The following is a 23,493-nucleotide window of genomic DNA, read 5'->3' as shown; positions in this document are numbered from 1 at the left end:
CAGGCTCGTGGGTGCCCGGGGCGGGTGCCGTCGCGCGGACGCGGCGGTCGGGTGCGGACGGTCTAGAAGAAGGCCGCCTCGCCGTCGTCGTCGGGGTCGTCGAGGGGGCCCGCCCAGTCGGACGGTGCGGCTCGGCCGGGACGGGCGCGACGCGAGCCGAACGACTCGCGGAGCTCCTCGACGTGCCGGGAGCGCTGGGCGCGCAGCTCGTCGACGTCCGCGTCACCGACGAGCTGGTGCCGCAGCTCGGCCTCGCGCTCGGCGAAGCCCGCGGCGAACTGCGACCGCGCGGTCGCCACCGCACGCGTCAGCCGGGTCGCCCCGTCCACGACGTCGGTCGTGCCCTCGGGCAGGTACGCCTCGGCGATCCGCCGCCCGTTGCGCACGACGACGACGGTCAGGGCGACACCCACGCCGATCCAGAACAGGCGACGCATCAGCGGCCCTTGCGCGCCCCGGCGGCGAACCCGCCGAACGCGCGGCGCACGCCGTAGGAGAACGCGGCGACCTTGATCATCGGGCCGCCCACCGTGGCGGCGAACAGCGCGGTGAGCGCGGACACGTTCTGCGACACCTGGGCCGCGGCCGTGGTCACCTTGTCGACGTTGTCGAGCTGACCGTTCGACGACGCGACGAGCTGCGCGGTCTCGTCGAGCACCGGCACGGTGTGGTCCGTGAGCTCCTTGACCGAGCCGCGGGCCTCGTCCAGGACGCGGCCGAGCTTGAGCAGCGGGACGGCGAGCAGGCCGACGAGCAGCACGAAGGCGATGGCCGCGATCAGCCCCGCGACGTCTGAGACCGACATCCCACGTCCTTCCTCGATGACTGTTGCACCCTACCTGCGCGCCGCCGCACGCTGCGCCCACACACACGCCGGCGGCCGCCGCGAGGACGACCGCGACGGGCTCGTCGGCTCCGCGTGGCGGCCACGCGACGACGGAGCCCCGCCGCGCACGTGGCGCGACGGGGCTCCGTGACGTGGTGCAGGCTGCGTCAGCGGGCGTAGTACTCGACGACGAGCTGGACCTCGCAGGTCACGGGGATCTCCGCGCGCTTCGGCTCGCGGACCAGGACGGCCGAGAGCTTCTCGAGCTGGACGTCCAGGTAGCCCGGGACGGCGGGGAGGACGTCGCGGTGCGCACCGGCGGCGGCGACCTGGAACGGCACGGTCGCCTGGCTCTTCGGCTTGACCTGGATGGTCTGGCCCGGCTTCACACGGAACGACGGACGGTCGACGATCTTGCCGTCGACGAGGATGTGGCGGTGCACGACGATCTGGCGCGCCTGCAGGATCGTGCGGCCGAAGCCGGCGCGCAGGACCAGCGCGTCGAGGCGGGTCTCGAGGATCTCGACGAGCGCCTCACCGGTCAGGCCCGGGGCCTTGCGGGCGTCCTGGTACGCACGGGCGAGCTGCTTCTCGCGCAGCGCGTACTGGGCCCGCAGACGCTGCTTCTCGCGCAGACGGACCGCGTAGTCCGACTCGGTGCGACGACGCGCACGGCCGTGCTCACCGGGCGGGTAGGGGCGCTTCTCGAAGTGCTTGACGGCCTTGGGCGTCAGGGCCAGGCCGAGGGCGCGGCTCAGGCGGACCTGGCGGCGCGAGCGGGTCACACTGCTCACAGCTGTACTTCCTGTCGTGTTCGTTGACGTCACGCCGGCGGGACGGTCGTCCGTGGGCGTGGGGCCGACCTTCGAGGGACCGGTCCTCGTCCGACGAGCGGAGCGGAGCGGTCCTGGCTAGGGCCCCAGGTGGTCGATGCGAGCCCTCCACCGCGTGGTGGTGGCGCGCACGACCTGACGACTCTACCCGCTGAGGCACCCGGGGGCCGAATCCCCGCGGTGTGACGCGGGCCCGGTCGCCCGACGGCCCGCCGGCTCGGCGGTCAGTCGGTCCCGAGGATCTGCCGGATCCGGTCGAGCCGCTCGGTGACCTGCCGCTCGAAGCCACGGTCCGACGGCTCGTAGTACCGCGTGCCCACGAGCTCGTCGGGCAGGTACTGCTGCGCGGCCACGGCGTGCGGCTCGTCGTGCGCGTACACGTAGCCCTTGCCGTGACCGTGCTGCTGGGCCCCGGGGTAGTGCGCGTCGCGCAGGTGCGGCGGGACCGCGCCGATCCTGCCCGCGCGCACGTCGGCGAGCGCGCGGTCGACCCCGACGTACGCCGCGTTGGACTTGGGTGCGGTCGCCAGGTGCACGACGGCCTCGGCGAGGACGATCCGCGCCTCCGGCATCCCGATGAGCTGGACCGCCTGGGCGGCCGCGACCGCGGTCTGCAGCGCGCTGGGATCCGCCATGCCGACGTCCTCGGCCGCGGAGATCACGATGCGCCGCGCGATGAACCGCGGGTCCTCCCCCGCCGCGATCATGCGCGCGAGGTAGTGCAGGGCCGCGTCCACGTCGGAGCCGCGCACGGACTTGATGAACGCGCTGATCACGTCGTAGTGCTGGTCGCCGTCGCGGTCGTACCGGACGGCGGCGACGTCGATCGCGCGCTCGACGGTCGGCAGGTCCACCACCGCGGGCTGCTCGGCGTCGGCCGTGCCGTCGGCGAGCGCGGCGCCCGCCGCGGCCTCGAGGATCGTCAAGGCCTTGCGCGCGTCGCCGCCCGCGAGACGCAGCAGGTGGTCCTCGGCGTCCTGCGCGAGCTCGACCGTCCCGCCCAGCCCTCGCTCGTCGGCGACCGCGCGCCGCACGACGCCGCGCACGTCCTCGACGTCGAGGGGCTGCAGCGTCAGCAGCAACGAGCGCGACAGCAGCGGTGAGTTCACCGAGAACGACGGGTTCTCGGTCGTCGCCGCGACGAGCGTGACCCACCGGTTCTCCACGGACGGCAGCAGCGCGTCCTGCTGAGCCTTGGTGAAGCGGTGCACCTCGTCGATGAACAGCACGGTCTCGCCGCCGCCCGTGACGAGGCGCCGACGCGCGTCGTCGACGACCTGACGGACGTCCTTGACCCCCGCGGTGACCGCGGAGAGCTCGACGAACCGGCGGCCGGACGACGACGCGACGAGATAGGCCAGCGTCGTCTTGCCCGTTCCCGGCGGCCCCCACAGCACGACCGACGACGGGGCGGCGCGCCGCTCGGAGTCGCCCGCGGGCTCGACCAGGCGACGCAGCGGTGACCCGGGGACCAGCAGGTGCCCCTGGCCGGCCACCTCGTCGAGCGAGCGCGGTCGCATCCGCACGGCGAGCGGCGCGCCCGCCGTCGGCGCGGGGACTCCCGCGGTCGTCGACGTCATCGCGTCGAACAGGTCCATGCGCGCAGCGTACGTCGCGGCGCCCACGTGCTCGGTCCCCGGGTCCTGCGCGGCAGCCTCCCGGACCGTCCCCAGCCCCCGGCGGGAGGGTCCCGGGCGTCCACAGGACCGCGCGTCCGGCTCACGCGGCCGCGGCGGACCTGCGACGATGACCCGGTGTTCGCCCGACTCGGCCGCATCGTCGCGCATCGCCCCCGCACCATCATCGCCGTGTGGGCGGTGCTCGCCGTCCTGTGCTACGTGCTCGCCGGGCTCGGGCTGCACGGCGAGTCCGTGTTCGAGCGGGTCTCGACGAGCGAGCCGTCGGTGCCGGGGTCGGAGAGCGTCGACGGGCGCAACCTGCTCGCGCAGGCGCAGGACGCAGGAGCCTCGGTCACGCTCGTCCTGTCGGGTCTGGACCCCGCCGATGCCGCCGTCGCCGGCGCGCTGACCGAGGCTCGACAGGAGCTCGGCGCGATCCCCGGGGTGGCCTCGGTGATCGACCCGCTCGCGCTCCCGGACGGGGTCGCCAACCCGGCCGCGGCCCCGTTGGTGGCCGCGAGCGGTGACGGCTTCCTCGTCGTGGTCGACCTCGACCCGAGCCTGAGCCCGTCTGCGCGCGGCACGGCGATCGGCGCGGTCGCGCAACGGCTCGGCACCGTGCCCGACGACCTGCGGGACGTCGCCCCCGACGTCACGGGCATCGTCGGCGGGACCAGCCTCATCGTCGACGAGATCACCTCCCAGGTGAAGAAGGACCTGCGCACCGGCGAGGGCCTGACGCTCCCGATCGCCCTGGTCGCGATGGTGCTGGTGTTCGGCGGCTTCCTGGCCGCCGCGATGCCGATGGCCGGAGCACTGGCCTCGATCGCCGGCGGCCTGGCGACGGTGCTGGGCCTGAGCTACCTCCTGGACGTCGACTCGTCGGTCATCAACGTCGTCACCGTGCTCGGGCTCGGGCTGTCCATCGACTACGGCCTGCTGATGGTGTCGCGGTTCCGCGAGGAGCTGCACCACCTCGTCGACGACGACGGTGGTCGAGCCGCACGACGCCGACGTGGCGACGGCGCGGTCGCCGCCGCCGTCGAGCGGACCATGGCGACCGCCGGACGCACGGTGGCGTTCTCGGCCGTGACGGTCGCGATCGCGGTCGCCTCGCTCCTGGTGTTCAGCCCGCAGATCCTGCGGGCCATCGGTGCGGCCGGGTGCGCGGTCATCCTCATCGCGGTCGCCACCGCGCTCACGCTCGTCCCCGCCCTCCTGACCCTGACGGGGCGTCGGCTCCTGCGGCCCGGGCTGCTCTCGCGCATCCCGGGCGTCCGCTCCGTGCTCGCCCGCACGATGGACACCCAGTCCCCCGAGGGTGCGTTCTCGCGGCTCGCGGGACGCGTGCAGCGGCGCCCGTGGTGGTTCCTCACGGGATCGGTCGCCCTGCTCGCGCTGCTGGCGCTCCCCCTCGCGCACCTCGAGCTCCGCAGCTCGACCACCGGTCTCCTGCCGCCCGGCAGCACGCAGCGCCAGTTCGTCGAGACGCTCGCGCGCGAGTACCCGGCCGCCACCTCACCCGCGGTGACCGTGGTCGCCGAGACCTCGCTCGACGAGGGCAGGGCCTGGGCCACCGCGCTCGAGTCGCTCGACGGTGTCGCCGCGGTCGACGCGCCGACGGCGGCCGACGCGTACGTCGTGATCGGCGTCCGGCCGGACACCCCCGACGGCGGCGGACCGGTCGCCCGCGACGTCGTCGAGCAGATCCGCGCGCTCGACCCGGACTTCCCGACGTGGGTGACGGGTCAGGCCGCGTTCCAGATCGACTTCGTCGGCGCGCTCCAGCAGGGGGCACCGCTCGCGGCCACCATCGTCGCGCTCGCGACCCTCGTGCTGCTGTTCGCGATGACGGGCTCGTTCGTCCTGCCGGTCAAGGCGCTCCTGACGAACCTGCTGTCGCTCGCCGCCTCGCTCGGCGTCCTGGTGCTCGCGTTCCAGGACGGCCACCTCGAGGACCTGCTCGGGTTCGTCTCCACCGGCGGCATCGAGACGTACGTCCTCGCGCTCGTGGTCGCCTTCGGGTTCGGCCTCGCGATGGACTACGAGGTGTTCCTGCTGTCGCGCATCAAGGAGCTGCACGACGACGGCCATCCCACGCTCGAGGCGATCCGGCTCGGCCTGCAGCGGTCGGGGCGCATCATCACGTCCGCCGCGGCGATCCTCATCATCGTCTTCGGAGGCTTCGTCGCCGGCGAGCTGCTGGTGATCAAGGAGGTCGGCTTCGCGCTCGCCGTCGCGGTCCTCATCGACGCGACGATCGTGCGGCTCCTGCTGGTCCCCGCGACCATGACCGTCCTGGGACGCGCGAACTGGTGGGCGCCCCGCTGGGCGAAGCGGCTGCACGCGCGACTCGGCGTCGCCCACTGAGCACGTCGTCCCCCGACGAGAGGTAGGCACATGTCTGAGCCAGAGCCGGCCCACGGACCTGGGCCGGACCCGCTCCCACCGCGGCGGGGCAGCCAGGCCGAGGTCGCCGCCTGGGTCGCGGGCTCGGTCGTGCTGCTCTGCGTGCTCCTCGCGTACGTCTCCTACCTCGTCCACGCCGTCGCACGACGCGACAAGGACGACGCACTCTCGTTCTTCTTCGCCGTGCTCGCGTTTCCCGGGATCATCCTGGCGCTGCGGTGGACCGTGCGTCAGGCGCTGCACGCGTCGCGTCGGCCGGCGCCACCGGCACCGCCGGTGATCGACGAGCTGCGCACGCACGCCTCGTTCGCCGACGACGCTGATCCGCCGCCGACCAGGTGGTGAGCGAGCTCGATCGCGAACGGCCCTGGACGTGCTGGGCGGCTCGCAACGCGGGCCGACGAGGTGGTGAGCCGCCTGCGCGGCTCACCACCTCGCGACCGGCACCCGTCAGGCGGTCGCCTCGGCGACCTGCTTGGTCTCCTTCGGCTTCGCGTCGACACCGGCCTCGCGCCGCTGCGCGGCGGTGATGGGCGCGGGCGCCTGCGTGAGCGGGTCGTAGCCGCCACCCGACTTCGGGAAGGCGATGACCTCGCGGATCGACTCCGAGCGCGTCAGGAGCGCGACGATGCGGTCCCAGCCGAACGCGATGCCGCCGTGCGGCGGAGCACCGAACTGGAACGCGTCGAGCAGGAAGCCGAACTTCTCCTGCGCCTCCTCGGGGCCGATGCCCATGACCTCGAAGACGCGCTGCTGCACGTCGCGGCGGTGGATACGGATCGAGCCGCCACCGATCTCGTTGCCGTTGCAGACGATGTCGTACGCGTACGCGAGGGCCTCGCCCGGGTTCTCCTCGAAGCGGTCGATCCACTCCGGGGTCGGCGACGTGAACGCGTGGTGCACCGCGGTCCAGGCACCCTCGCCGACGGCCACGTCGTCGTCCTCACCCGTGGGCTTGAACAGCGGCGCGTCGACGACCCACACGAACGACCAGGCGTCCTCGTCGATCAGGCCACCGCGGCGGCCGATCTCGAGCCGCGCGGCACCGAGCAGGGCGCGAGCCTCCGACTGCTTGCCGGCGGCGAAGAAGATCGCGTCGCCCGGCTGCGCGCCCGTCGCGGCGGCGAGGCCCGCGCGCTCGTCGTCCGTGATGTTCTTGGCGACCGGGCCGCCGAGCTCGCCGTCCTCGCCCACCGTCACGTACGCGAGGCCCTTGGCACCGCGCTGCTTGGCCCACTCCTGCCACGCGTCGAACCCGCGCCGCGGCGTGCTCGCACCACCCGGCTGCACGACCGCGCCGACGTACGGCGCCTGGAACACGCGGAACGGCGTGCTCGCGAAGTACGCGGTGAGGTCCACGAGCTCGAGACCGAAGCGCAGGTCGGGCTTGTCCGTCCCGTACTTCTCCATGGCCTCGGCGTACGTCATGCGGTTGATCGGCGTCGGGATCTCGACGTCGATCAGGCGCCACAGCGCGACGAGCACCTCCTCGGCGATCGCGATGACGTCGTCCTGCTCGACGAAGCTCATCTCGACGTCGAGCTGGGTGAACTCGGGCTGCCGGTCGGCGCGGAAGTCCTCGTCGCGGTAACAGCGCGCGATCTGGTAGTACCGCTCGAGGCCGGCGACCATGAGCAGCTGCTTGAACAGCTGCGGCGACTGCGGCAGCGCGTACCAGCTGCCCGGCGACAGGCGCGCGGGCACGAGGAAGTCGCGAGCGCCCTCGGGCGTGGAACGCGTCAGGGTCGGCGTCTCGACCTCGACGAAGTCGTGCGCGTCGAGGACGGCGCGTGCGGCCTGGCTCACCCGGGAGCGCAGCTTGATCGCGCGCGCGGGAGCGGGCCGGCGCAGGTCGAGGTAGCGATAGCGCAGGCGCGCCTCCTCGCCGACCTGCTCGTCGAGCGACGACGAGACCTGGAACGGCAGGGGCGCGGACTCGTTCAGGACGACCACGTCGGTCGCGACCACCTCGACCTCGCCCGTCACGAGGTTCGCGTTCTCGTTGCCCTCAGGCCGGCGCCCGACCTCGCCGGTCACCTGCAGCACGAACTCCGCGCGCAGCCCGTGCGCGACAGCCTCGTCCCGGATGACGACCTGGGCGATGCCCGACGCGTCACGCAGGTCCACGAACGCGACGCCGCCGTGATCGCGCCGGCGGTCCACCCAGCCCGTGAGGGTGACGGTGGTGCCGATGTGCTCGGCCCGCAGCGAGCCGGCGGTGTGGGTGCGCAGCACGGAAGGTCCTTCAGGTCGGGGATCACGCCCGGACGGGCGCCGTGACGATCATAGTTGCGCGACGTCGGGACGCCTGACCTCATTCCGCGCCGCACCGGGCATCCCGCACGCTCCGGCGCCGCACCGCCTCAGAACAGGCTCGGCTGGACCTCGGCCGCCACCGGGTGCGCGTCGGCCGTCGCGCGCCCCCACCGGAGGTCCTCGTCGTCCCGCCTGCGGCGGTCCAGACCGTGACGCGACAGCAGAGGCGCCGCGCGCGCGGCCAGCCACGCCCGGTACTCGGCGTGCGCGTACGAGCCGCGCCCGTACACCCGCTGGTACCCCGCGACCAGGTCCGGGCGCTCACGCGTGAGCCACGCGAGGAACCACTCGCGCGCCCCGGGCCGCAGGTGCAGCGGCAGGACCGTGGCACGCTGCGCGCCTGCGTCGGCGAGTGCGGCGAACAGCCGGTCGAGGTGGTCGGTTGAGTCGGTGAGCCACGGCAGGACCGGCGCGACCATGACGTGCACCGGCAACCCGGCGTCGCGGATCGCGCGCACCAGGTCGAGCCGCGCACGCGCCGTGGGCGTCCCCGGCTCGAGGCTCTGCTGCAGCTCGTCGTCCAGCACCGCGATCGAGACGGCGAGAGAGACGGGGACCTCGCGCGCGGCGTCCTCGAGCAGCGGCAGGTCGCGGCGCAGCAGCGTGCCCTTGGTCAGGATGGACAGCGGGGTCCCCGAGCCGGCGAGCGCGCCGATCACCTCGGGCATGAGCCGGTAGCGACCCTCGGCCCGCTGGTAGGGGTCGGTGTTGGTGCCGAGCGCGACGTGCTCACGCCCCCACGAGGGCCGCGCGAGCTCCTGGCGCAGCACCTGCGCGACGTTGGTCTTCACGACGATCTGCGTGTCGAAGTCCCGGCCCGCGTCGAGCTCGAGGTAGCGGTGCGTGCCGCGCGCGAAGCAGTACACGCACCGGTGCAGGCAGCCGCGCATCGGGTTGACCGTCCAGCGGAACGGGACCTGGGACGCATCGGGCACGCGCGAGAGCGCCGAGCGCGCCCGCACCTCGTGGAACGTCACGCCGGCGAAGTCGGGCGTCCGCACCGTGCGCACGAGCCCCGGGAGCTCCAGCCCCGGCAGCGCATCCTCGTCGGCCTCGATCTTCTGCCCGTCCCACCGCACGGCTCGATTCGAACACGTGTACGCACGGTGCGCAAGCGCGACGAGCGGAGCCGTGCTCCGTCGCGCGCGACCGGTGGCGCCGCGCCGCGGCTGGCTAGCCGACCGCGACCACGCGCGGGAACAGGTCCTCGGCCGGGGGCGTCCACGTCGCGGCGTCGGCCGGCTCCTGCGCGCCGGACCGGATGTCCTTGACCTCGTCGGCGGTGCCTCCGGCCTCCGCCGGGCCCAGGAACCAGACGAACGGGATGCCCCGCCGGTCCGCGTGACGGATCTGCTTGCCGAACTTCGCAGCCGACGGCGCGACCTCGACGGGGATGCCGCGGGCCCGCAGCGCGGTCGCCACCGCGTCGGAGCGGTGCCGGTCCTCCTCGGACGAGACCGCGACCAGCACCGCCGACGGCACCGCGCGGGTCGCGCGCACCAGACCGGCGCCCAGCAGGCGCGAGACGAGCCGCGAGACGCCGATCGACAGCCCAACGCCGGGGTAGCTGGTCGCACCGTCGGAGGCGAGCGTGTCGTACCGACCGCCCGAGCAGATCGAGCCGAGCTGCTCGTGCCCGACGAGGACCGTCTCGTAGACCGAGCCGGTGTAGTAGTCCAGGCCGCGCGCGATCTTGAGGTCCGCGACGACGACGCCCGGCGCACGGTCCTGCGCCGCGCGCACGAGCTGGCCGAGCTCGCCGAGCCCCTCGTCGAGCAGCTCGTGCCGCGCCCCGACCTCGACCGCGAGCTCGAGCACGCGGTCGACGACGTCCTCGTCGGTGCCGCTGATCGCCGCGAGGCGCAGGCACGCCTGGGCCTGTTCGGGCGTCGCGCCCGCCTCGGCGACGACGAGCTCGGCGACCGCGTCCGGGCCGATCTTGTCGAGCTTGTCGATGCTGCGCAGCACCGCCTCGACGTCGGTCAGGCCCAGGCCCCGGTAGAAGCCCTCGGCGACCTTGCGGTTGTTCACCAGGATCCGCACAGGCGGCAGCCCGATCTCCTGCAGCGCGGTCAGCGCCTCGGCCATGACGAGCGGCAGCTCGACCTCGTAGTGGTACGGAAGGTCGCCCGCGCCGACGACGTCGATGTCCGCCTGCACGAACTCGCGGAAGCGCCCGTCCTGGGGTCGCTCGCCGCGCCACACCTTCTGGATCTGGTAGCGGCGGAACGGGAACGCCAGGTGACCGGCGTTCTCCAGGACGTACCGCGCGAACGGCACGGTCAGGTCGAAGTGCAGCCCGAGCTGGCCCGCACGCTCGGGGCCCGCGTCGGGGTCCTCCTGCAGCCGGCGCAGCACGTAGACCTCCTTGGACGTCTCCCCCTTGCGCAGCAGCTGGTCGAGCGGCTCGACCGCCCGTGTCTCGATCCCGGCGAAGCCGTGCAGCTCGAACGTGCGGCGCAGCACGTCCAGGACGTGCTGCTCGACGATGCGGCCCTCGGGGAGCCACTCGGGGAATCCGGACAGGGGTGTCGGTCGCGCCATGGCAACGATCTTCCCAGACGACGAGGCCGCGCTCGTCGGGATGTCTCAGCGACCGGCCCGGCCCGCAGGCCCGGCCCCGCGCGGCCCCGTCAGCGGTCGGCGCCGGACAGACCTACCAGGAACGGGTTCGTCGTGAGCTCGTGCCGGACCACGCTCGTCGGGCCGTGCCCGGGGACCACCTGCGTCGAGGGGTCCAGCCGCGCGACGACCTCACGCAACGTCCGCGCCATCACCTGGGAGTCGCCTCCGGGCAGGTCCGTGCGGCCGATCGTGCCCGCGAACAGCACGTCGCCGGTGAGCACGACATCGCCGACGAGGTAGAGCGTCGACCCCTCCGTGTGCCCGGGCGCGTGCCGGGCGACGACACGGATCCCGCCGAGCTCGAGCGGCACGTCCTCGTCGCGCTCGGCCGCACCCTCGTCGGACCCGGACGTCCCGAAGCGCCGCACGTCGGCGGGAGCCACGTACGACGCCGGGTCGGCGCCGACACCCACGAGCGACTGCGCGAGCGGACCGGACGGGTCGTGCGCCGCGCCGCCGAGCGGACCGAGGGTGCCGAACGGGTCCGCCAGGCGGTACGCGTCGCGCGCGTGGACATGGACGGGCACGCGCAGGCGCTCCGCGAGCTCCCCCGCGCCCCACGTGTGGTCCGCGTGGCCGTGCGTCAGCAGGACCGCCGCCGGGCGCAGCCCGCGCTCCTGCACGAGGCCCACGACGGCGTCCGCGACGAGCGCGCCCGCGTCCACGACGACGCACGCCCCGTCGTCCGCGACGAGCACGCTCGTGCGGGCGCCGAACACCGGGGAGATCACCGTCAGCAGGTCCACGCCCGCAGGCTATCGGCGTCCGCGCGGCCGCTCGCGCCAGCACGGACTGCTCGCCCGGGCCGGACCGCGGCGCAGACCGTGACCGGGTTGTGATCCCAGCAGGCCGTGTGCGGATCGCGCACGTCGTGCGGCTGCCTAGACTGTCCGAGGTTCCACAGTGCGACGACGCATCGCGTCCCGCACGGTGCACAGACAGTCACGCGAGGAGTGCGGGTGTCCAACAAACGGGAGCGCGAGTACGAGCGCCGCCGTCAGGAGAAGTGGCAGGCGCGGCAGGCCGAGGCCGCCCTTCGTCGTCGTCGACGGGTTGTCGCCGGGTCCGTCGTCGGTGCCCTCGTCCTCGTGATCGGCATCGTCGCCGCGGTCGTCGCCGGATCGTCGGACGACACGCCCGCCGCGTACGCCACCGACGGCGCGCCCCTGGACGCCACCGCGCCCGCGGCCGAGCAGACGCCGGCTGCCGAGCCGACGAACTCCGAGGCGGTCCCCGACCCCGCGCTCGCGGAGGGTCGCGAGTGGACCGGTGAGCTCACGCTCAACGCCGGCGCACTCGGGATCACGCTCGACGGCGCCGCCGCGCCGCAGGCCGTCGCCAACTTCGTGACGCTCGCCGAGAACGGCTTCTTCGACGGCACGACATGCCACCGCCTCACGACCGAGAACATCTACGTGCTGCAGTGCGGCGACCCCGACGCAACCGGCATGGGCGGCCCCGGCTACTCGTGGGGACCCATCGAGAACGCACCCGCGGACGACACCTACCCCGCCGGCACCATCGCGATGGCCCGCCAGTCCAACAACGGCAGCTCGATGGGCTCCCAGTTCTTCATCGTGTACGAGACCAGCAAGATCCCGTCGGACCAGGCGGGCGGATACACCGTGTTCGGCCAGGTCACGTCCGGTCTGGACGTCGTCAAGGCCATCGCCGACGCGGGCACGGCACAGGGGTCGTCCGACGGCTCCCCCGTGTCCGACGTCATCATCGAGGGAGTGAAGATCCAGTGACGCAGACCCCGGACCAGTCGGCCGAGCTCGCCGCCGACGGCGCGACGGAGCCCACCTCCCCCGACGCGAGCGCACCTGCCACCGACGAGGCGACCGCGCCGACGGCGCAGGACGTCACCGACGAGGCCACCCCGACCGAGGCCACGCCGACCGAGGCCTCCGCCGAGGCCGAGCCGGCGGCAGCGGACGAGCCCGTCGCGACCCGGCCCGCCGACGGCGAGGCGGTCGCCGCTGAGCCTGCGGACGAGACGGTCGCGGCTGAGCCCACCGCCGACGACGCGGCCGCGGCTGAGCCCACCGCGGCCGACGAGGCCGACGCCACCGAGCCCGCCGCCGACCAGGCGGCTCCCGACGCGCCCTCGTCGGACGCACCCGCCGAGGAGCACGCCGCGGCTGAGCCCGGTCCCCGGCCGACCCCCGCCTCGATCAAGCCCGGCCCGCGGCCCGTGCCGCGCCCGCCGGTCGCGGCGGCGGCCCCAGCCGCAGCGGCCGCGCCCGCTGCCCCCGTGGCAGCCCCGGTCGTCGTGACCCCGCCGGTCGATGCCGCCGAGGCCGCGCACGCCGCGACGTTCGGCTCGGTCGACGCCGACGGCACCGTCTCGGTCCGCGAGGCCGCGGGCGAGCGCGTCGTCGGCCAGTACCCCGGTGCGTCGGCCGAGGAGGCGCTGGCCTTCTACGTTCGGCGCTTCCTGGACCTGCAGGCCAAGGTCGCCGTGTTCGAGGCCCGCCTGAGCGCGACCGACCTGTCGGTCAAGGAGATCGACCAGACGCTCGCCAAGCTCACCGAGGAGACCGCCGAGCCGGCGGCCGTCGGCGACCTCGACGCGCTGCGGGCGCGGCTCGACGCGCTGCGGGGCGTCGCGGCCGAGCGCCGGGCGCGTGCCGAGGCCGAGCGTCAGGCCGCGCGTGCCGCTGCCGTGCAGGCCCGCACGGCCATCGTCGAGCAGGCCGAGAAGATCGCTCAGACGGACCCGAGCCGCATCCAGTGGCGTCCTGCGGGCGAGCAGCTGCGTGGGCTCCTCGAGCAGTGGAAGGACGCCCAGCGGACCGGGCCGCGCCTCGACCGGCCGACGGAGGAGTCGCTCTGGAAGCGCTTCAGCCACGCCCGCACCACGTTCGACCGTGAGCGCCGGCACTTCTTCGCCGAGCTCGAGCAGTCGAACGCGGCGGCGAAGGCCGCCAAGGAGCGCCTCGTCGCCGAGGCGGAGAGCCTGCAGTCGAGCACCGACTGGGGCGCCACGGCGGGCGCGTTCCGCGACCTCATGACGCAGTGGAAGGCCGCAGGGCGTGCCAGTCGCGCGGACGACGACGCGCTGTGGGCCCGGTTCCGCGCCGCGCAGGACGCCTTCTTCGCGGCCCGCGACGCCCAGAACGCGGCCACGGACGCCGAGTTCGCGGCGAACCTGCAGGTCAAGGAGGCACTGCTCGTCGAGGCGGAGGCGCTCGTCCCGGTCACCGACCTCGCGGCCGCCAAGCAGGCGATCCGTGGCATCCAGGACCGCTGGGAGGCTGCGGGCAAGGTCCCGCGCGGCGACATCCAGCGCGTCGAGGGCCGGCTGCGCGCGGTCGAGACCGCGATCCGCGACGCCGAGCAGAAGCAGTGGACGCGCACCAACCCCGAGACGCGTGCGCGCGCCGAGGGTGCGGCCGCGCAGCTCGAGCAGGCGATCGTCGGGCTCGAGAAGGACCTCGAGAGGGCCAAGGCCGCCAAGGACGAGCGCCGGATCGCCGAGGCGCAGGCGGCCCTCGACGCGCGTCGCGCGTGGCTCGAGCAGGTGCAGCGGGCCGCGCAGGACGCGCGCGGCTGACGCGCACCGGCGGTCGTCCACAGGCCGCCAGCGACGACGAGAGGGCGTCGGGCATCCTCAGCGGATGACCGACGCCCTTTCGCTGCTCCCTGCCGGGCTCGCCCTGCCCCGGCTGGTCCGTCGCGAGCACACCCTGAGCTCGGAGTGGACCGGCATGCTGCGCGACGGCGTGCTGCTGCCCGTCACCGACGTCGTCGCGGTGACCGGCCCCGCACCGCCCGGACCGAGCGATCGTGCCCGGGCGCTCGGTCCGGCGCTCCCCCGGCACGGCGTGCTCGGCCGGGACAGCGCCGCATGGGTGCACACGGGTGCACGGCCACCGAGCCGAGCGTGCGTGCTCGTGCCGGTCGGCGTCCGGCGGCCGGCGCCACGCCCGGACCGCACGTGCGCCGAGGCGGCGCTCGGACCCACCGACGTCATGCTCGTCGCAGGGACGGCCGTGACGACGCCCGAGCGGACGGGCGAGGACGTGGCCCGGTGGCTCGCGCCGCAGGACGCCGTCGCACGGCTCGTCGAGCTCGAGGCGCTCGGGCTCGACCTGCGCGTCGTGCGGCGCCGGCTCGACGCGCTCGCCGGCCGGCGGCACGTGAGACGCGCGCACACGGTCCTGGACGTGGCGCTCGACCGGGCGTGCCGGCCGGGCCGCGTCCCCGAGGTCAGCGCAGCGCGTCGTCGGGACGTGCCCCCGTGAGGCGGTAGACGTCGAACACGCCCTCGATCTTGCGCACCGCCGCCAGCACCGAGGTCAGGTGCGACGGCTCGGCCATCTCGAACACGAACCGCGACATCGCGACGCGGTCGCGTGACGTCGAGACGGACGCCGAGAGGATGTTGACGTGGTGGTCCGACAGGACCCGCGTGACGTCCGAGAGCAGGCGCGCCCGGTCGAGTGCCTCGACCTGGATCTGCACGAGGAACAGCGACGACGACGTGTGGCTCCACTCGACGTCGACCATGCGCTCGGGCTGGTTGCGCAGCTGCTCGACGTTGATGCAGTCGCTGCGGTGCACGCTCACGCCCGCGCCGCGCGTCACGAAGCCGACGATGTCGTCTCCGGGCACGGGTGTGCAGCACTTCGCCAGCTTGACCCAGACGTCGTCGACGCCGCGCACGACCACGCCCGGGTCGCCCGTGCGGACGCGACGCGCGGTCGGGCCGGGACGTGCGGTCTCGGCCAGGTCCTCCTCGGCGCCCGTCTCGCCGCCGAGCGACTGCACGAGCCGCTGCACGACGTTCGCAGCAGACGCCTGCCCCTCACCGACGGCCGCGTACAACGCGGAGACGTCGGGGAACCGCATCTCGGTCGCGAGAGCGACGAGCGACTCGTGCGACAGCAGGCGCTGCATCGGCAGGTTCTGCTTGCGCATCGCCTTGGCGATCGAGTCCTTGCCGTGCTCGATCGCCTCCTCGCGGCGCTCCTTGGAGAACCACTGGCGGATCTTGTTGCGCGCGCGCGGGCTCTTGACGAAACCCAGCCAGTCGCGGCTCGGACCCGCGGTCTCCGACTTCGACGTGAAGACGTCGACCACGTCACCGTTCTCGAGCGTCGAGTCGAGCGGCACCAGACGGCCGTTCACGCGCGCGCCCATCGTGCGGTGCCCGACCTCGGTGTGCACCGCGTACGCGAAGTCCACGGGTGTCGAGCCCTGCGGCAGGGCGATCACGTCGCCCTTGGGCGTGAACACGTACACCTCGGAGCCGGCGATCTCGAAGCGCAGCGAGTCGAGGAACTCCGTCGGGTCGGCCGTCTCGCGCTGCCAGTCGACGAGCTGACGCAACCACGTCATGTCGCCGCCCGCAGGTGCGTCGTCGGTCGCGTTCTTGGCGTTCTCCTTGTACTTCCAGTGCGCCGCGACGCCGTACTCCGCTCGCCGGTGCATGTCGTGCGTGCGGATCTGGATCTCGACCGGCTTGCCGCCCGGCCCGATGACCGTCGTGTGCAGCGACTGGTACAGGTTGAACTTGGGCATGGCGATGTAGTCCTTGAACCGGCCCGGCACCGGGTTCCACCGCGCGTGCAGCGCACCGAGCGCCGCGTAGCAGTCCCGGACCGTGTCGACCAGGACACGCACGCCCACGAGGTCGTAGATGTCGGCGAAGTCGCGGCCCCGCACGATCATCTTCTGGTAGATCGAGTAGTAGTGCTTCGGCCGGCCCGTGACCGTGGCCTTGATCTTCGCGGCCCGCAGGTCCGCCCCCACCTGGTCGCGCACGACCGCGAGGTACTCCTCGCGCGCCGGTGCACGCTCGGCGACGAGGTGGACGATCTCGTCGTACACCTTCGGGTAGAGCGTCGCGAACGACAGGTCCTCGAGCTCCCACTTGATGGTGTTCATGCCGAGCCGGTGGGCGAGCGGGGCGTAGATCTCGAGCGTCTCGCGCGCCTTCTTCTCGGCCGACGCGGCAGGGACGAACTTCCACGTGCGCGCGTTGTGCAGCCGGTCCGCGAGCTTGATGACCAGGACGCGGATGTCGTGCGCCATCGCGACGACCATCTTGCGGACGGTCTCGGCCTGCGCCGCGTCACCGTAGGTGACCTTGTCGAGCTTCGTGACGCCGTCGACGAGCATCGCGACCTCGGGCCCGAACTCGCGTCGCAGCTGCTCGAGCGAGTACTCGGTGTCCTCGACCGTGTCGTGCAGGAGCGCCGCCACGAGCGTCGAGGGCGTCATGCCGAGCTCGGCGAGGATCGTCGCGACCGCAACGGGGTGCGTGATGTACGGGTCGCCGCTCTTGCGGAGCTGCCCCCGGTGCGCGCGCTCGGCGACGACGTAGGCGCGCTCGACCGTGGTGAGGTCGGCCTTGGGGTGGTTCGCGCGAGCGGCCTGGAGCACGGGCTCGAGCGCGGGGTACGCGGGGCCTCGGGCGCCCCCGAACCGCGTCAGGGCGGCGCGCACGCGCGAGGCCGACGAGCCGTTCTGCTCGCCGGACGCACCCGACGCCTGCCCGGCCGACGAACCCGCTGACGCCTCCGGCGTGCGGTCGCCTGCGGTGGGCGCGGCGAGGTCCTCGGTCACCCGGACTCCCTCCGTGCTGGTCACGCTGGATCGCACGAGTCTACGACCGTCGCAGGAGCCACTCGCACGCGGGCCGTCTGCCGGGCGGCGCGCTGCCGTCCGGCGGACCGGTCGGCGTACGGCGCGCACCCCTGCGGCGGCCGTCGTCCGGTCGCCGGACCCGACGCCGCCGGGTCAGCGGACGACACGGCGACGGGTCAGTCGACGGTCACCACGGAGTCGATGTGCAGGCCGTCCAGGTGCTGACGGCCGTCGAGCCCCGCGAGCTCGACCAGGAACGAGAGCCCCACGACCTCGGCACCGCACGAGCGCAGCAGCCGCACCGTCGCCGCCGCCGTCCCTCCGGTCGCGAGCACGTCGTCCACGACGAGCACGCGCGCGCCGGCCGGGATGGTGAACGGCTGGATCTCGATCGCCGCCTCGCCGTACTCGAGCGAGTACGCCTCGGACGCGATCGGGCCCGGCAGCTTGCCGGCCTTGCGCACCGGCACGAGCCCGGCACCGAGCGCCGTCGCGATGGGGGCGGCCAGCAGGAAGCCGCGCGCCTCCATGCCCGCGACCAGGTCGACGGGCCCGGGCACGGGGGCGGCCATCGTGGTCACCACGTCCGCGAACGCACTCGCGTCGGCGAGCAGCGGCGTGATGTCCCGGAACAGGACGCCCGGCTGGGGGTAGTCCGGGACCAGCCGGACGAGCGAGTGGACCCGGCGCACGACCTCGTCGCGCGCCGGGTCCTGCGCGGTCGGGCCCGGGGCGGCGCCGCTCATCGCGACGGCTTGCGCCGCTTCGGCTGCGCCGCCTGGCCGAGGTGGGTGCCGGGGCGCAGCTGACCGGCCGCGTGCACCAGGGCCACGCGCTCCGCGCCCTCACCCGCGTCGGCTCCCGCGCGGGCCGCGAGGACCTTGGCGGTGTGCGCCTTGATGCGCGGCTCACGCTCCCGCAGCGTCACCTCGAGCGGCGTCGCGAGGAAGATCGAGGAGTACGCACCGATGAGCATGCCCACGAACAGCGCGAGGGCGATGTCCCGCAGGGTTCCCGCGCCCAGCACGAACGCCCCGACGAACAGGATCGCGGAGACGGGCAGCAAGGCGACGACCGAGGTGTTGATCGAGCGCACGAGCGTCTGGTTGACCGCGAGGTTCGCCTTCTCGGCGTAGGTGAACCGGCTCTGGTCGAGCGTGTCGGCCGTGTTCTCGCGCACCTTGTCGAACACGACGACCGTGTCGTAGATCGAGTACCCGAGGATCGTCAGGAAGCCGATCACCGTCGCCGGCGTGACCTCCCAGCCGATGCCCGCGTACAGGCCGACCGTGATGATCAGGTCGTGGAAGAGCGCGATCAGTGCCGCCAGCGCCATGCGCCAGTTGCGGAAGTAGATCGTCATGACGACCGTGACGAACACGAGGAACACGAGGATGCCGGTGATCGCCTTGCGCGAGACGTCCTGGCCCCAGGTCGGTCCGACGAACTGCGTCGTGATCTCGTCCTCGGTCACGTCGAACGCGGCCTGCAGGGCGTCGCCGACCTCGTTGACCTCCTTGTCCGTGAGCTCACCGACCTGGATGCGCAGCGAGTCGCTGCCGAGGTTCGTGACCTCGGGCGACGCGTCGGACGCGACCGACTTGACCGTGTCGATCGCGAGCTGCTGGTCGCGGTCGCCCTCGATGCCGGAGACGACGAACTCCGAGCCACCCCGGAACTCGATCCCGGGGTTGAGGCCCGGCTTGATCAGCAGCACGGCCGAGATCAGGACGAGGATCGACGAGGCGATGTAGAAGATGCGTCGGTGTCCGACGATGTCGTACGAGCGACGACCGGTGTACAGGTCGTTGCCCCACTGGGCGAATCCGGCGGCCATCAGCGCTCGCTCCCCTCGACCGACGCGTCGCCGGCCGTGTCGTCCTTGACGTCGGAGGTGGTGGCCTCCGCAGGCCCGCCCTGCGCCGCGGCGCGCTGCGCCGCCCGACGCTCGGCGATGGTCAGACCGTCCTTGCGTGCACCGACCGTCGCGGGCGTGCGCACGTCGGCGGTGGCCGCCGTGTCGCCCTGCTCCACGTCCGTGCGCAGACCTGTCACGACCCTGCCGCGACCCACGTAGCGCGGCCCGGTGACGCCCAGGCGCCGCGGGTCGAGACCTGAGGCGGGGTGGCCCTCGCTGAAGAACTTCGTCTTCGACAGGACCTCCATGAGCGGGTGGGTGAAGAGGAACACGACGATGACGTCGATGATCGTCGTCAGGCCGAGCGTGAACGCGAAGCCGCGCACCCCGCCGACCGCCAGGAAGTACAGCACCACGGCCGCGATGAGGTTGACCGCGTCGGACGCCAGGATCGTGCGGCGGGCACGCGCCCAGCCGCGCTCGACCGCGGCGCCGAGCGCCCGGCCCTCGCGCAGCTCGTCACGGATGCGCTCGAAGTAGACGATGAACGAGTCCGCGGTGATGCCGATCGCGACGATCAGACCCGCGACACCCGGCAGCGACAGCCGGTACCCCTGCGTCCACGACAGCATCGTGATCACGCCGTACGTGAGGACAGCCGCGATCGCGAGCGACGCGACCGTGACGAGGCCCAGCGTGCGGTACTGGAGCATCGAGTACAGCACGACGAGCAGCAGGCCGATGACGCCCGCGAGCAGACCCTTCTCGAGCTGCTCGGTGCCGAGCGTGGCCGAGATCTGCTGCTCGCTCTGGACCGTGAAGTCGAGCGGGAGCGAACCGAAGTTCAGGCGGTTCGCGAGCTGCGCGGCCGACGTCTGGTTGAAGCTGCCCGAGATCTCGGCCCTGCCGTTCGGGATCGCCTGGCTCACGCTCGGCGCCGAGATGACGAGGCCGTCGAGCACCATCGCGAACTGGTTGAGGGGCTCGCTCTGGGTGGCCAGACGGGTCGTGACGTCGGTGAACTGGTCGGCGCCCTTGGACGTGAACTCCATGTTCACGACCCAGCGGTTGCCCATCGCACCGCTCGGCAGGACCTCGAGACCCGACGAGGCCGAGTCGATCTCCTTCCCGTCGATCTCGACGGGACCGAGGATGTACTTCAGACCGTCGCTGTTGCCGTCCCCGTCGACACCGCAGCTGATGAACGCGGCGTCGGGCGTGCCCGCGATGCTGCCGCCGAGGTTCGCCGGGTCGGTGCAGTCGAGCGCGTCGAACTCGGCGCGCAGGTCGTCCGTGACCCAGTAGGCGACGTCGCTCGCCGACGCGGGCTCGCTCGGGCGCTCGGCCGCAGCCGTCGGCTCCTGCGTCGGCTCCGTCGTGGCGTCGTCCGCGGGCGGCGTCGCCGGCGCGCTCGCGTCGTCGGTCGCGTCCGCGGTCGTGTCGGCCGACTCGGTCGGCGTCGGCGTGGCCGTCTCGTCCCCGGCCGACGCGGTCGCGTCCGCGGTGGGCTCGGCCGTGGGCGCACCCGTGGCGTCGGCGCTCGGGTCGGCGGTCGGCTCCTCGGTCGGCGCCGAGAACGCGTAGTCCTGCACGAGGACCGGGCGGAACTCCATGTGCGACGACCGGCTGATCGTCTCGATCGTCTCCTCGGACGCCTTGCCCGGGATGGCGACGACGATGTTGTTGCCGCCCTGGCTGCTGATCTCGGCCTCGGACACGCCCGATCCGTCGACCCGCTGACGGATCACGTTGATCGCCTGGCTGATGTCCTCCGACGTCGGCTCACGACCGTCGGTCGAGACCGGGGTCAGGATGACCTGCGTCCCGCCCTCGAGGTCGAGGGCCAGCTTGGGGGTCCAGGTCGCGTCGGACGTCTTCGTACCGATGAAGACCGCCAGGAAGGGCAGCACGACGATGACCACCAGCGTGATCAGGGTGCGAACCGGCCGGCGGCGGCGTGTGGGTGGGGCCAACGGAGTTCTTCTCTCGTGCGCGCACCGGTCGGAGGTGACCGGTGGGGTCATGGCCCGCCGAACGACTCGGCGGGCCGCGTGGGCTACTTCCGGTCGGTCTCGTCGTCCCCCCGGGTGGGCGGCAGCGACGACAGGTCGTCCGGGACGTCGATCACGTCGTCCTCGGTGAGGTCCTCGTCGGACAGGTCGGCGTCGTCGTCGACGTCGTCCACCTCGTCCTCGTCGACCACCGGCGGCTCGATCTTCTTGGCGATCGCGGCGCGCACCCAGCGCGTCCGGCCGCCGCCCGGCTCCGACTCGAGCGTGATGGCGTCGTCCTCGATCTCGACGACGGTGCCGATCATGCCGGAGGCGGTCATGACCTCGTCCCCGGCCTCGAGCGTGTTGCGGAACTCCTGCTGCGCCCGCTGCTGCTTGCGCGTGCGGCGCGACATGAACCAGAACGCCACCACGGCGAGGATCAGGATCAGGTACATCGAGTAGCCGCCGCCACCACCGGTCGTGGTGGTGGCGCTGTTCGCCGCGAGCGCGACGCTGAGCTGTGTCACAGCAGAGTCCTTAGGGTCGATCGTGTCCGGGGCAGTCTAGGCGCAGCGGCCCGTCGCTCCAACGCACATCCGGGTGCGAAGGTTCCCGCACGGCCCGGAGCCTGCCACAGATCGTGTACCCGCCATGACACCGTCAGCCGAACAGGGTCCCCGGGTCCCGCGGAACGGTCAGCCCGAGGTGCTCCCAGGTCGCCGGCAGCGCGACCCGCCCGCGCGGCGTGCGGCCGATCAGGCCCTCGCGCACGAGGAACGGCTCCGCCACCGTCTCGACCGTCTCGGGCTCCTCGCCGACGGCCACCGCGAGCGTCGTCAGACCCACCGGTCCCCCGCCGAACCGCTGGCACAGCGCCTCGAGCACCGCGCGGTCCAGGCGGTCCAGCCCGCGCTGGTCGACCTCGTACACCTCGAGCGCAGCGCGTGCCGCGGCCAGGCTCAGCGTGCCGTCACCACGCACCTCCGCCCAGTCGCGCACGCGGCGCAGGAGCCGGTTGGCGATGCGCGGCGTGCCGCGCGAGCGCGAGGCGATCTCGCGCGCCGCCGCGCCGGCCAGCGGGACGCCGAGCAGGCCGGCCGAGCGCAGCAGCACCTGCTCGAGCTCGTCGGTCGCGTAGAAGTCGAGGTGCCCGGTGAACCCGAAGCGGTCCCGCAGCGGGGCGGGCAGCAGGCCCGCGCGCGTCGTCGCGCCCACGACCGTGAACGGGGGCAGCGCGAGCGGGATCGCGGACGCCCCGGCCCCCTTGCCGACCATGACGTCGACGCGGAAGTCCTCCATCGCGACGTACAGCAGCTCCTCGGCCGGCCGCGCGATGCGGTGGATCTCGTCGAGGAACAGCACCTCGCCCTCCTCGAGCGAGGACAGCACCGCGGCAAGGTCCCCCGCGTGCTGGATCGCCGGCCCGCTCGTGACGCGCAGCGACGCGCCGAGCTCGGCGGCGATGATCATCGCGAGCGTCGTCTTGCCCAGGCCCGGCGGGCCGGAGAGCAGCACGTGGTCAGGGGCGCGGCCACGGCCGCGCGCCGCCTGCAGCACGAGCGAGAGCTGCTCACGCACCACGCGCTGCCCGACGAACTCCGCCATGCGCCGCGGGCGCAGCGCCGCCTCGGCGGCGCGCTCGACGTCGTCCGCACCCGAGCGCACGAGCGAGTCCGCGGGGAACCGCTCGGTCACGAGCTCGTCGTCGCCCTCGCCGCGAGCCGCGTGCTCAGCCACGCGCGCCGCCGAGCCCGCGCAGCGCCGCCCGCAGGACCGCCGGGACGTCGTCGGCCGCGAGCGCGCCCTCGGTGTCCGCGAGCACGTTCGCCACGGCCTCGTCGGCGACCCTGGGGTTCCAGCCCAGACCCACGAGCGCGTCGACCACCTGCTGCCGGCGGTCGCTCGCGGCCACCTCGGGCGGCGCGCCCCCGCCCCCCGCGGGGGCCACGGGCGACGGCGCACCGAGCCGGTCCTTGAGCTCGAGGACGATGCGCTGGGCGCCCTTGCGCCCGATGCCCGGGACGCGCTCGAGCGCCTTGAGGTCCTCGTCGGCGACCGCCCGGCGCAGGCCGTCGGGGGTGTGCACCGCGAGCATCGCGAGCGCGAGCCGGGGCCCGACCCCGCTGACGGTCTGCACGACCTCGAAGGCCTCGCGCTCGTCGTCGTCCGCGAAGCCGAACAGCGTCAGCGAGTCCTCCCGCACGACGAGCGACGTGTGCAGCACCGCCTCCTGCCCGTGCCGCAGCTGGGCGAGGGTCGCGGGCGTCGCGTGCACCAGCATGCCGACCCCGCCCACCTCGACCACCGCCGAGTCGAGCCTCACCGCGAGGACCGTCCCCCGCACGGACGCGATCACCGGTCCACCTCGACTGCCACCTCCGCGAGCACCTCCACCGTTCGACCCGTCACTGTCCCA

20 protein-coding genes are annotated in these 23,493 nt (G+C 73.4%); 5 read left to right on the top strand and 15 right to left on the bottom strand.

The window, feature by feature from the left end; genetic code table 11:
- Nucleotides 1-62 precede the first annotated feature (62 nt).
- The 4 genes from CPE01_RS02635 to CPE01_RS02620 form a co-directional block, all read right to left on the bottom strand.
- Nucleotides 63-437, bottom strand: a complete 375-nt coding sequence (locus tag CPE01_RS02635) for a hypothetical protein (RefSeq protein WP_146805090.1) — start codon at nucleotides 435-437, stop codon at nucleotides 63-65.
- A complete protein-coding gene (locus CPE01_RS02630) occupies nucleotides 437-805 on the bottom strand; it encodes a DUF948 domain-containing protein (protein ID WP_146805089.1) in 369 nt (122 codons plus the stop codon). The genes CPE01_RS02635 and CPE01_RS02630 overlap by 1 nt, the downstream gene beginning before the upstream one ends.
- Before the next feature lie 188 nt (nucleotides 806-993).
- Nucleotides 994-1,620 (bottom strand): 30S ribosomal protein S4, encoded by a 627-nt coding sequence (gene rpsD / locus CPE01_RS02625; protein WP_146805088.1) that lies wholly within the window; start codon nucleotides 1,618-1,620, stop codon nucleotides 994-996.
- A 263-nt stretch (nucleotides 1,621-1,883) separates the two neighbouring features.
- A complete protein-coding gene (locus CPE01_RS02620) occupies nucleotides 1,884-3,257 on the bottom strand; it encodes a replication-associated recombination protein A (RefSeq protein ID WP_146805087.1) in 1,374 nt (457 codons plus the stop codon).
- A gap of 156 nt (nucleotides 3,258-3,413) precedes the next feature.
- Here CPE01_RS02620 and CPE01_RS02615 point away from each other — a divergent pair, with 156 nt between their 5' ends.
- Nucleotides 3,414-5,648, top strand: coding sequence for an MMPL family transporter (locus CPE01_RS02615; RefSeq protein WP_146805086.1), 2,235 nt, complete (start codon nucleotides 3,414-3,416; stop codon nucleotides 5,646-5,648).
- Between the two features lie 30 nt (nucleotides 5,649-5,678).
- Nucleotides 5,679-6,032, top strand: coding sequence for a hypothetical protein (locus CPE01_RS02610; protein ID WP_146805085.1), 354 nt, complete (start codon nucleotides 5,679-5,681; stop codon nucleotides 6,030-6,032).
- A gap of 105 nt (nucleotides 6,033-6,137) precedes the next feature.
- Here CPE01_RS02610 and aspS read toward each other — a convergent pair whose 3' ends face one another.
- The 4 genes from aspS to CPE01_RS02590 form a co-directional block, all read right to left on the bottom strand.
- Nucleotides 6,138-7,922: an aspartate--tRNA ligase gene (aspS, locus tag CPE01_RS02605; protein ID WP_146805084.1), complete on the bottom strand. Its 1,785-nt coding sequence runs from the start codon at nucleotides 7,920-7,922 to the stop codon at nucleotides 6,138-6,140.
- A 128-nt stretch (nucleotides 7,923-8,050) separates the two neighbouring features.
- Nucleotides 8,051-9,082, bottom strand: coding sequence for an Rv2578c family radical SAM protein (locus tag CPE01_RS02600; RefSeq protein WP_146805083.1), 1,032 nt, complete (start codon nucleotides 9,080-9,082; stop codon nucleotides 8,051-8,053).
- Nucleotides 9,083-9,176: 94 nt separating this feature from the next.
- Nucleotides 9,177-10,547 carry a histidine--tRNA ligase gene (gene hisS, locus CPE01_RS02595; protein WP_146805082.1) on the bottom strand — a complete coding sequence of 457 codons (1,371 nt, stop codon included), beginning with the start codon at nucleotides 10,545-10,547 and terminating at the stop codon, nucleotides 9,177-9,179.
- 89 nt (nucleotides 10,548-10,636) lie between these two features.
- The gene (locus CPE01_RS02590; RefSeq protein WP_146805081.1) at nucleotides 10,637-11,374 is read right to left on the bottom strand and encodes an MBL fold metallo-hydrolase; all 738 of its coding nucleotides are present in this window, start codon (nucleotides 11,372-11,374) and stop codon (nucleotides 10,637-10,639) included.
- 213 nt (nucleotides 11,375-11,587) lie between these two features.
- On the opposite strand from CPE01_RS02590, the gene CPE01_RS02585 reads away from it, so the two are divergent.
- The 3 genes from CPE01_RS02585 to CPE01_RS02575 all read left to right on the top strand — a co-directional run bounded on the left by CPE01_RS02585 (nucleotide 11,588) and on the right by CPE01_RS02575 (nucleotide 14,878).
- Nucleotides 11,588-12,379, top strand: coding sequence for a peptidylprolyl isomerase (locus CPE01_RS02585; RefSeq protein ID WP_146805080.1), 792 nt, complete (start codon nucleotides 11,588-11,590; stop codon nucleotides 12,377-12,379).
- Nucleotides 12,376-14,187 (top strand): DUF349 domain-containing protein, encoded by a 1,812-nt coding sequence (locus CPE01_RS02580; protein WP_146805079.1) that lies wholly within the window; start codon nucleotides 12,376-12,378, stop codon nucleotides 14,185-14,187. The genes CPE01_RS02585 and CPE01_RS02580 overlap by 4 nt, the downstream gene beginning before the upstream one ends.
- A gap of 64 nt (nucleotides 14,188-14,251) precedes the next feature.
- Nucleotides 14,252-14,878 (top strand): type IV toxin-antitoxin system AbiEi family antitoxin, encoded by a 627-nt coding sequence (locus tag CPE01_RS02575; protein ID WP_146805078.1) that lies wholly within the window; start codon nucleotides 14,252-14,254, stop codon nucleotides 14,876-14,878.
- Here CPE01_RS02575 and CPE01_RS02570 read toward each other — a convergent pair.
- From CPE01_RS02570 to ruvA, 7 genes are all read right to left on the bottom strand, one after another.
- Complete coding sequence (locus CPE01_RS02570) at nucleotides 14,844-17,204, bottom strand: RelA/SpoT family protein (protein WP_222592858.1); 2,361 nt, start codon at nucleotides 17,202-17,204, stop codon at nucleotides 14,844-14,846. The genes CPE01_RS02575 and CPE01_RS02570 overlap by 35 nt on opposite strands.
- Nucleotides 17,205-17,401: 197 nt before the next feature.
- On the bottom strand, nucleotides 17,402-17,971 hold the full coding sequence (locus tag CPE01_RS02565; RefSeq protein WP_146805077.1) for an adenine phosphoribosyltransferase: 570 nt from the start codon (nucleotides 17,969-17,971) through the stop codon (nucleotides 17,402-17,404).
- A complete protein-coding gene (secF, locus tag CPE01_RS02560; protein WP_146805076.1) occupies nucleotides 17,968-19,062 on the bottom strand; it encodes a protein translocase subunit SecF in 1,095 nt (364 codons plus the stop codon). The genes CPE01_RS02565 and secF overlap by 4 nt, the downstream gene beginning before the upstream one ends.
- Nucleotides 19,062-21,005 (bottom strand): protein translocase subunit SecD, encoded by a 1,944-nt coding sequence (secD, locus tag CPE01_RS02555; RefSeq protein ID WP_371861970.1) that lies wholly within the window; start codon nucleotides 21,003-21,005, stop codon nucleotides 19,062-19,064. Before secD ends, secF begins: the two co-directional genes overlap by 1 nt.
- 134 nt (nucleotides 21,006-21,139) lie before the next feature.
- Nucleotides 21,140-21,604 (bottom strand): preprotein translocase subunit YajC, encoded by a 465-nt coding sequence (yajC, locus tag CPE01_RS02550; RefSeq protein WP_246783687.1) that lies wholly within the window; start codon nucleotides 21,602-21,604, stop codon nucleotides 21,140-21,142.
- A 133-nt stretch (nucleotides 21,605-21,737) separates the two neighbouring features.
- Nucleotides 21,738-22,772, bottom strand: a complete 1,035-nt coding sequence (gene ruvB / locus CPE01_RS02545; RefSeq protein WP_146805258.1) for a Holliday junction branch migration DNA helicase RuvB — start codon at nucleotides 22,770-22,772, stop codon at nucleotides 21,738-21,740.
- A 34-nt stretch (nucleotides 22,773-22,806) separates the two neighbouring features.
- A complete protein-coding gene (gene ruvA, locus CPE01_RS02540) occupies nucleotides 22,807-23,433 on the bottom strand; it encodes a Holliday junction branch migration protein RuvA (protein WP_146805074.1) in 627 nt (208 codons plus the stop codon).
- Between the last annotated feature and the right edge of the window lie 60 nt (nucleotides 23,434-23,493).

Source organism: Cellulomonas persica, assembly GCF_007989825.1.
GTDB classification, from domain to species: Bacteria; Actinomycetota; Actinomycetes; order Actinomycetales; family Cellulomonadaceae; genus Cellulomonas; species Cellulomonas persica.
This window is presented reverse-complemented; position numbering and strand designations above follow the sequence as displayed.

What these genes read in the sequence shown, in the direction of transcription:
- CPE01_RS02635 (WP_146805090.1), bottom strand. Translation starts at nt 437, where the DNA reads ATGCGTCGCCTGTTCTGGATCGGCGTGGGTGTCGCCCTGACCGTCGTC.
- CPE01_RS02630 (WP_146805089.1), bottom strand. Translation starts at nt 805, where the DNA reads ATGTCGGTCTCAGACGTCGCGGGGCTGATCGCGGCCATCGCCTTCGTG.
- CPE01_RS02620 (WP_146805087.1), bottom strand. Translation starts at nt 3,257, where the DNA reads ATGGACCTGTTCGACGCGATGACGTCGACGACCGCGGGAGTCCCCGCG.
- CPE01_RS02610 (WP_146805085.1), top strand. Translation starts at nt 5,679, where the DNA reads ATGTCTGAGCCAGAGCCGGCCCACGGACCTGGGCCGGACCCGCTCCCA.
- hisS (WP_146805082.1), bottom strand. Translation starts at nt 10,547, where the DNA reads ATGGCGCGACCGACACCCCTGTCCGGATTCCCCGAGTGGCTCCCCGAG.
- CPE01_RS02575 (WP_146805078.1), top strand. Translation starts at nt 14,252, where the DNA reads ATGACCGACGCCCTTTCGCTGCTCCCTGCCGGGCTCGCCCTGCCCCGG.
- CPE01_RS02565 (WP_146805077.1), bottom strand. Translation starts at nt 17,971, where the DNA reads ATGAGCGGCGCCGCCCCGGGCCCGACCGCGCAGGACCCGGCGCGCGAC.
- secF (WP_146805076.1), bottom strand. Translation starts at nt 19,062, where the DNA reads ATGGCCGCCGGATTCGCCCAGTGGGGCAACGACCTGTACACCGGTCGT.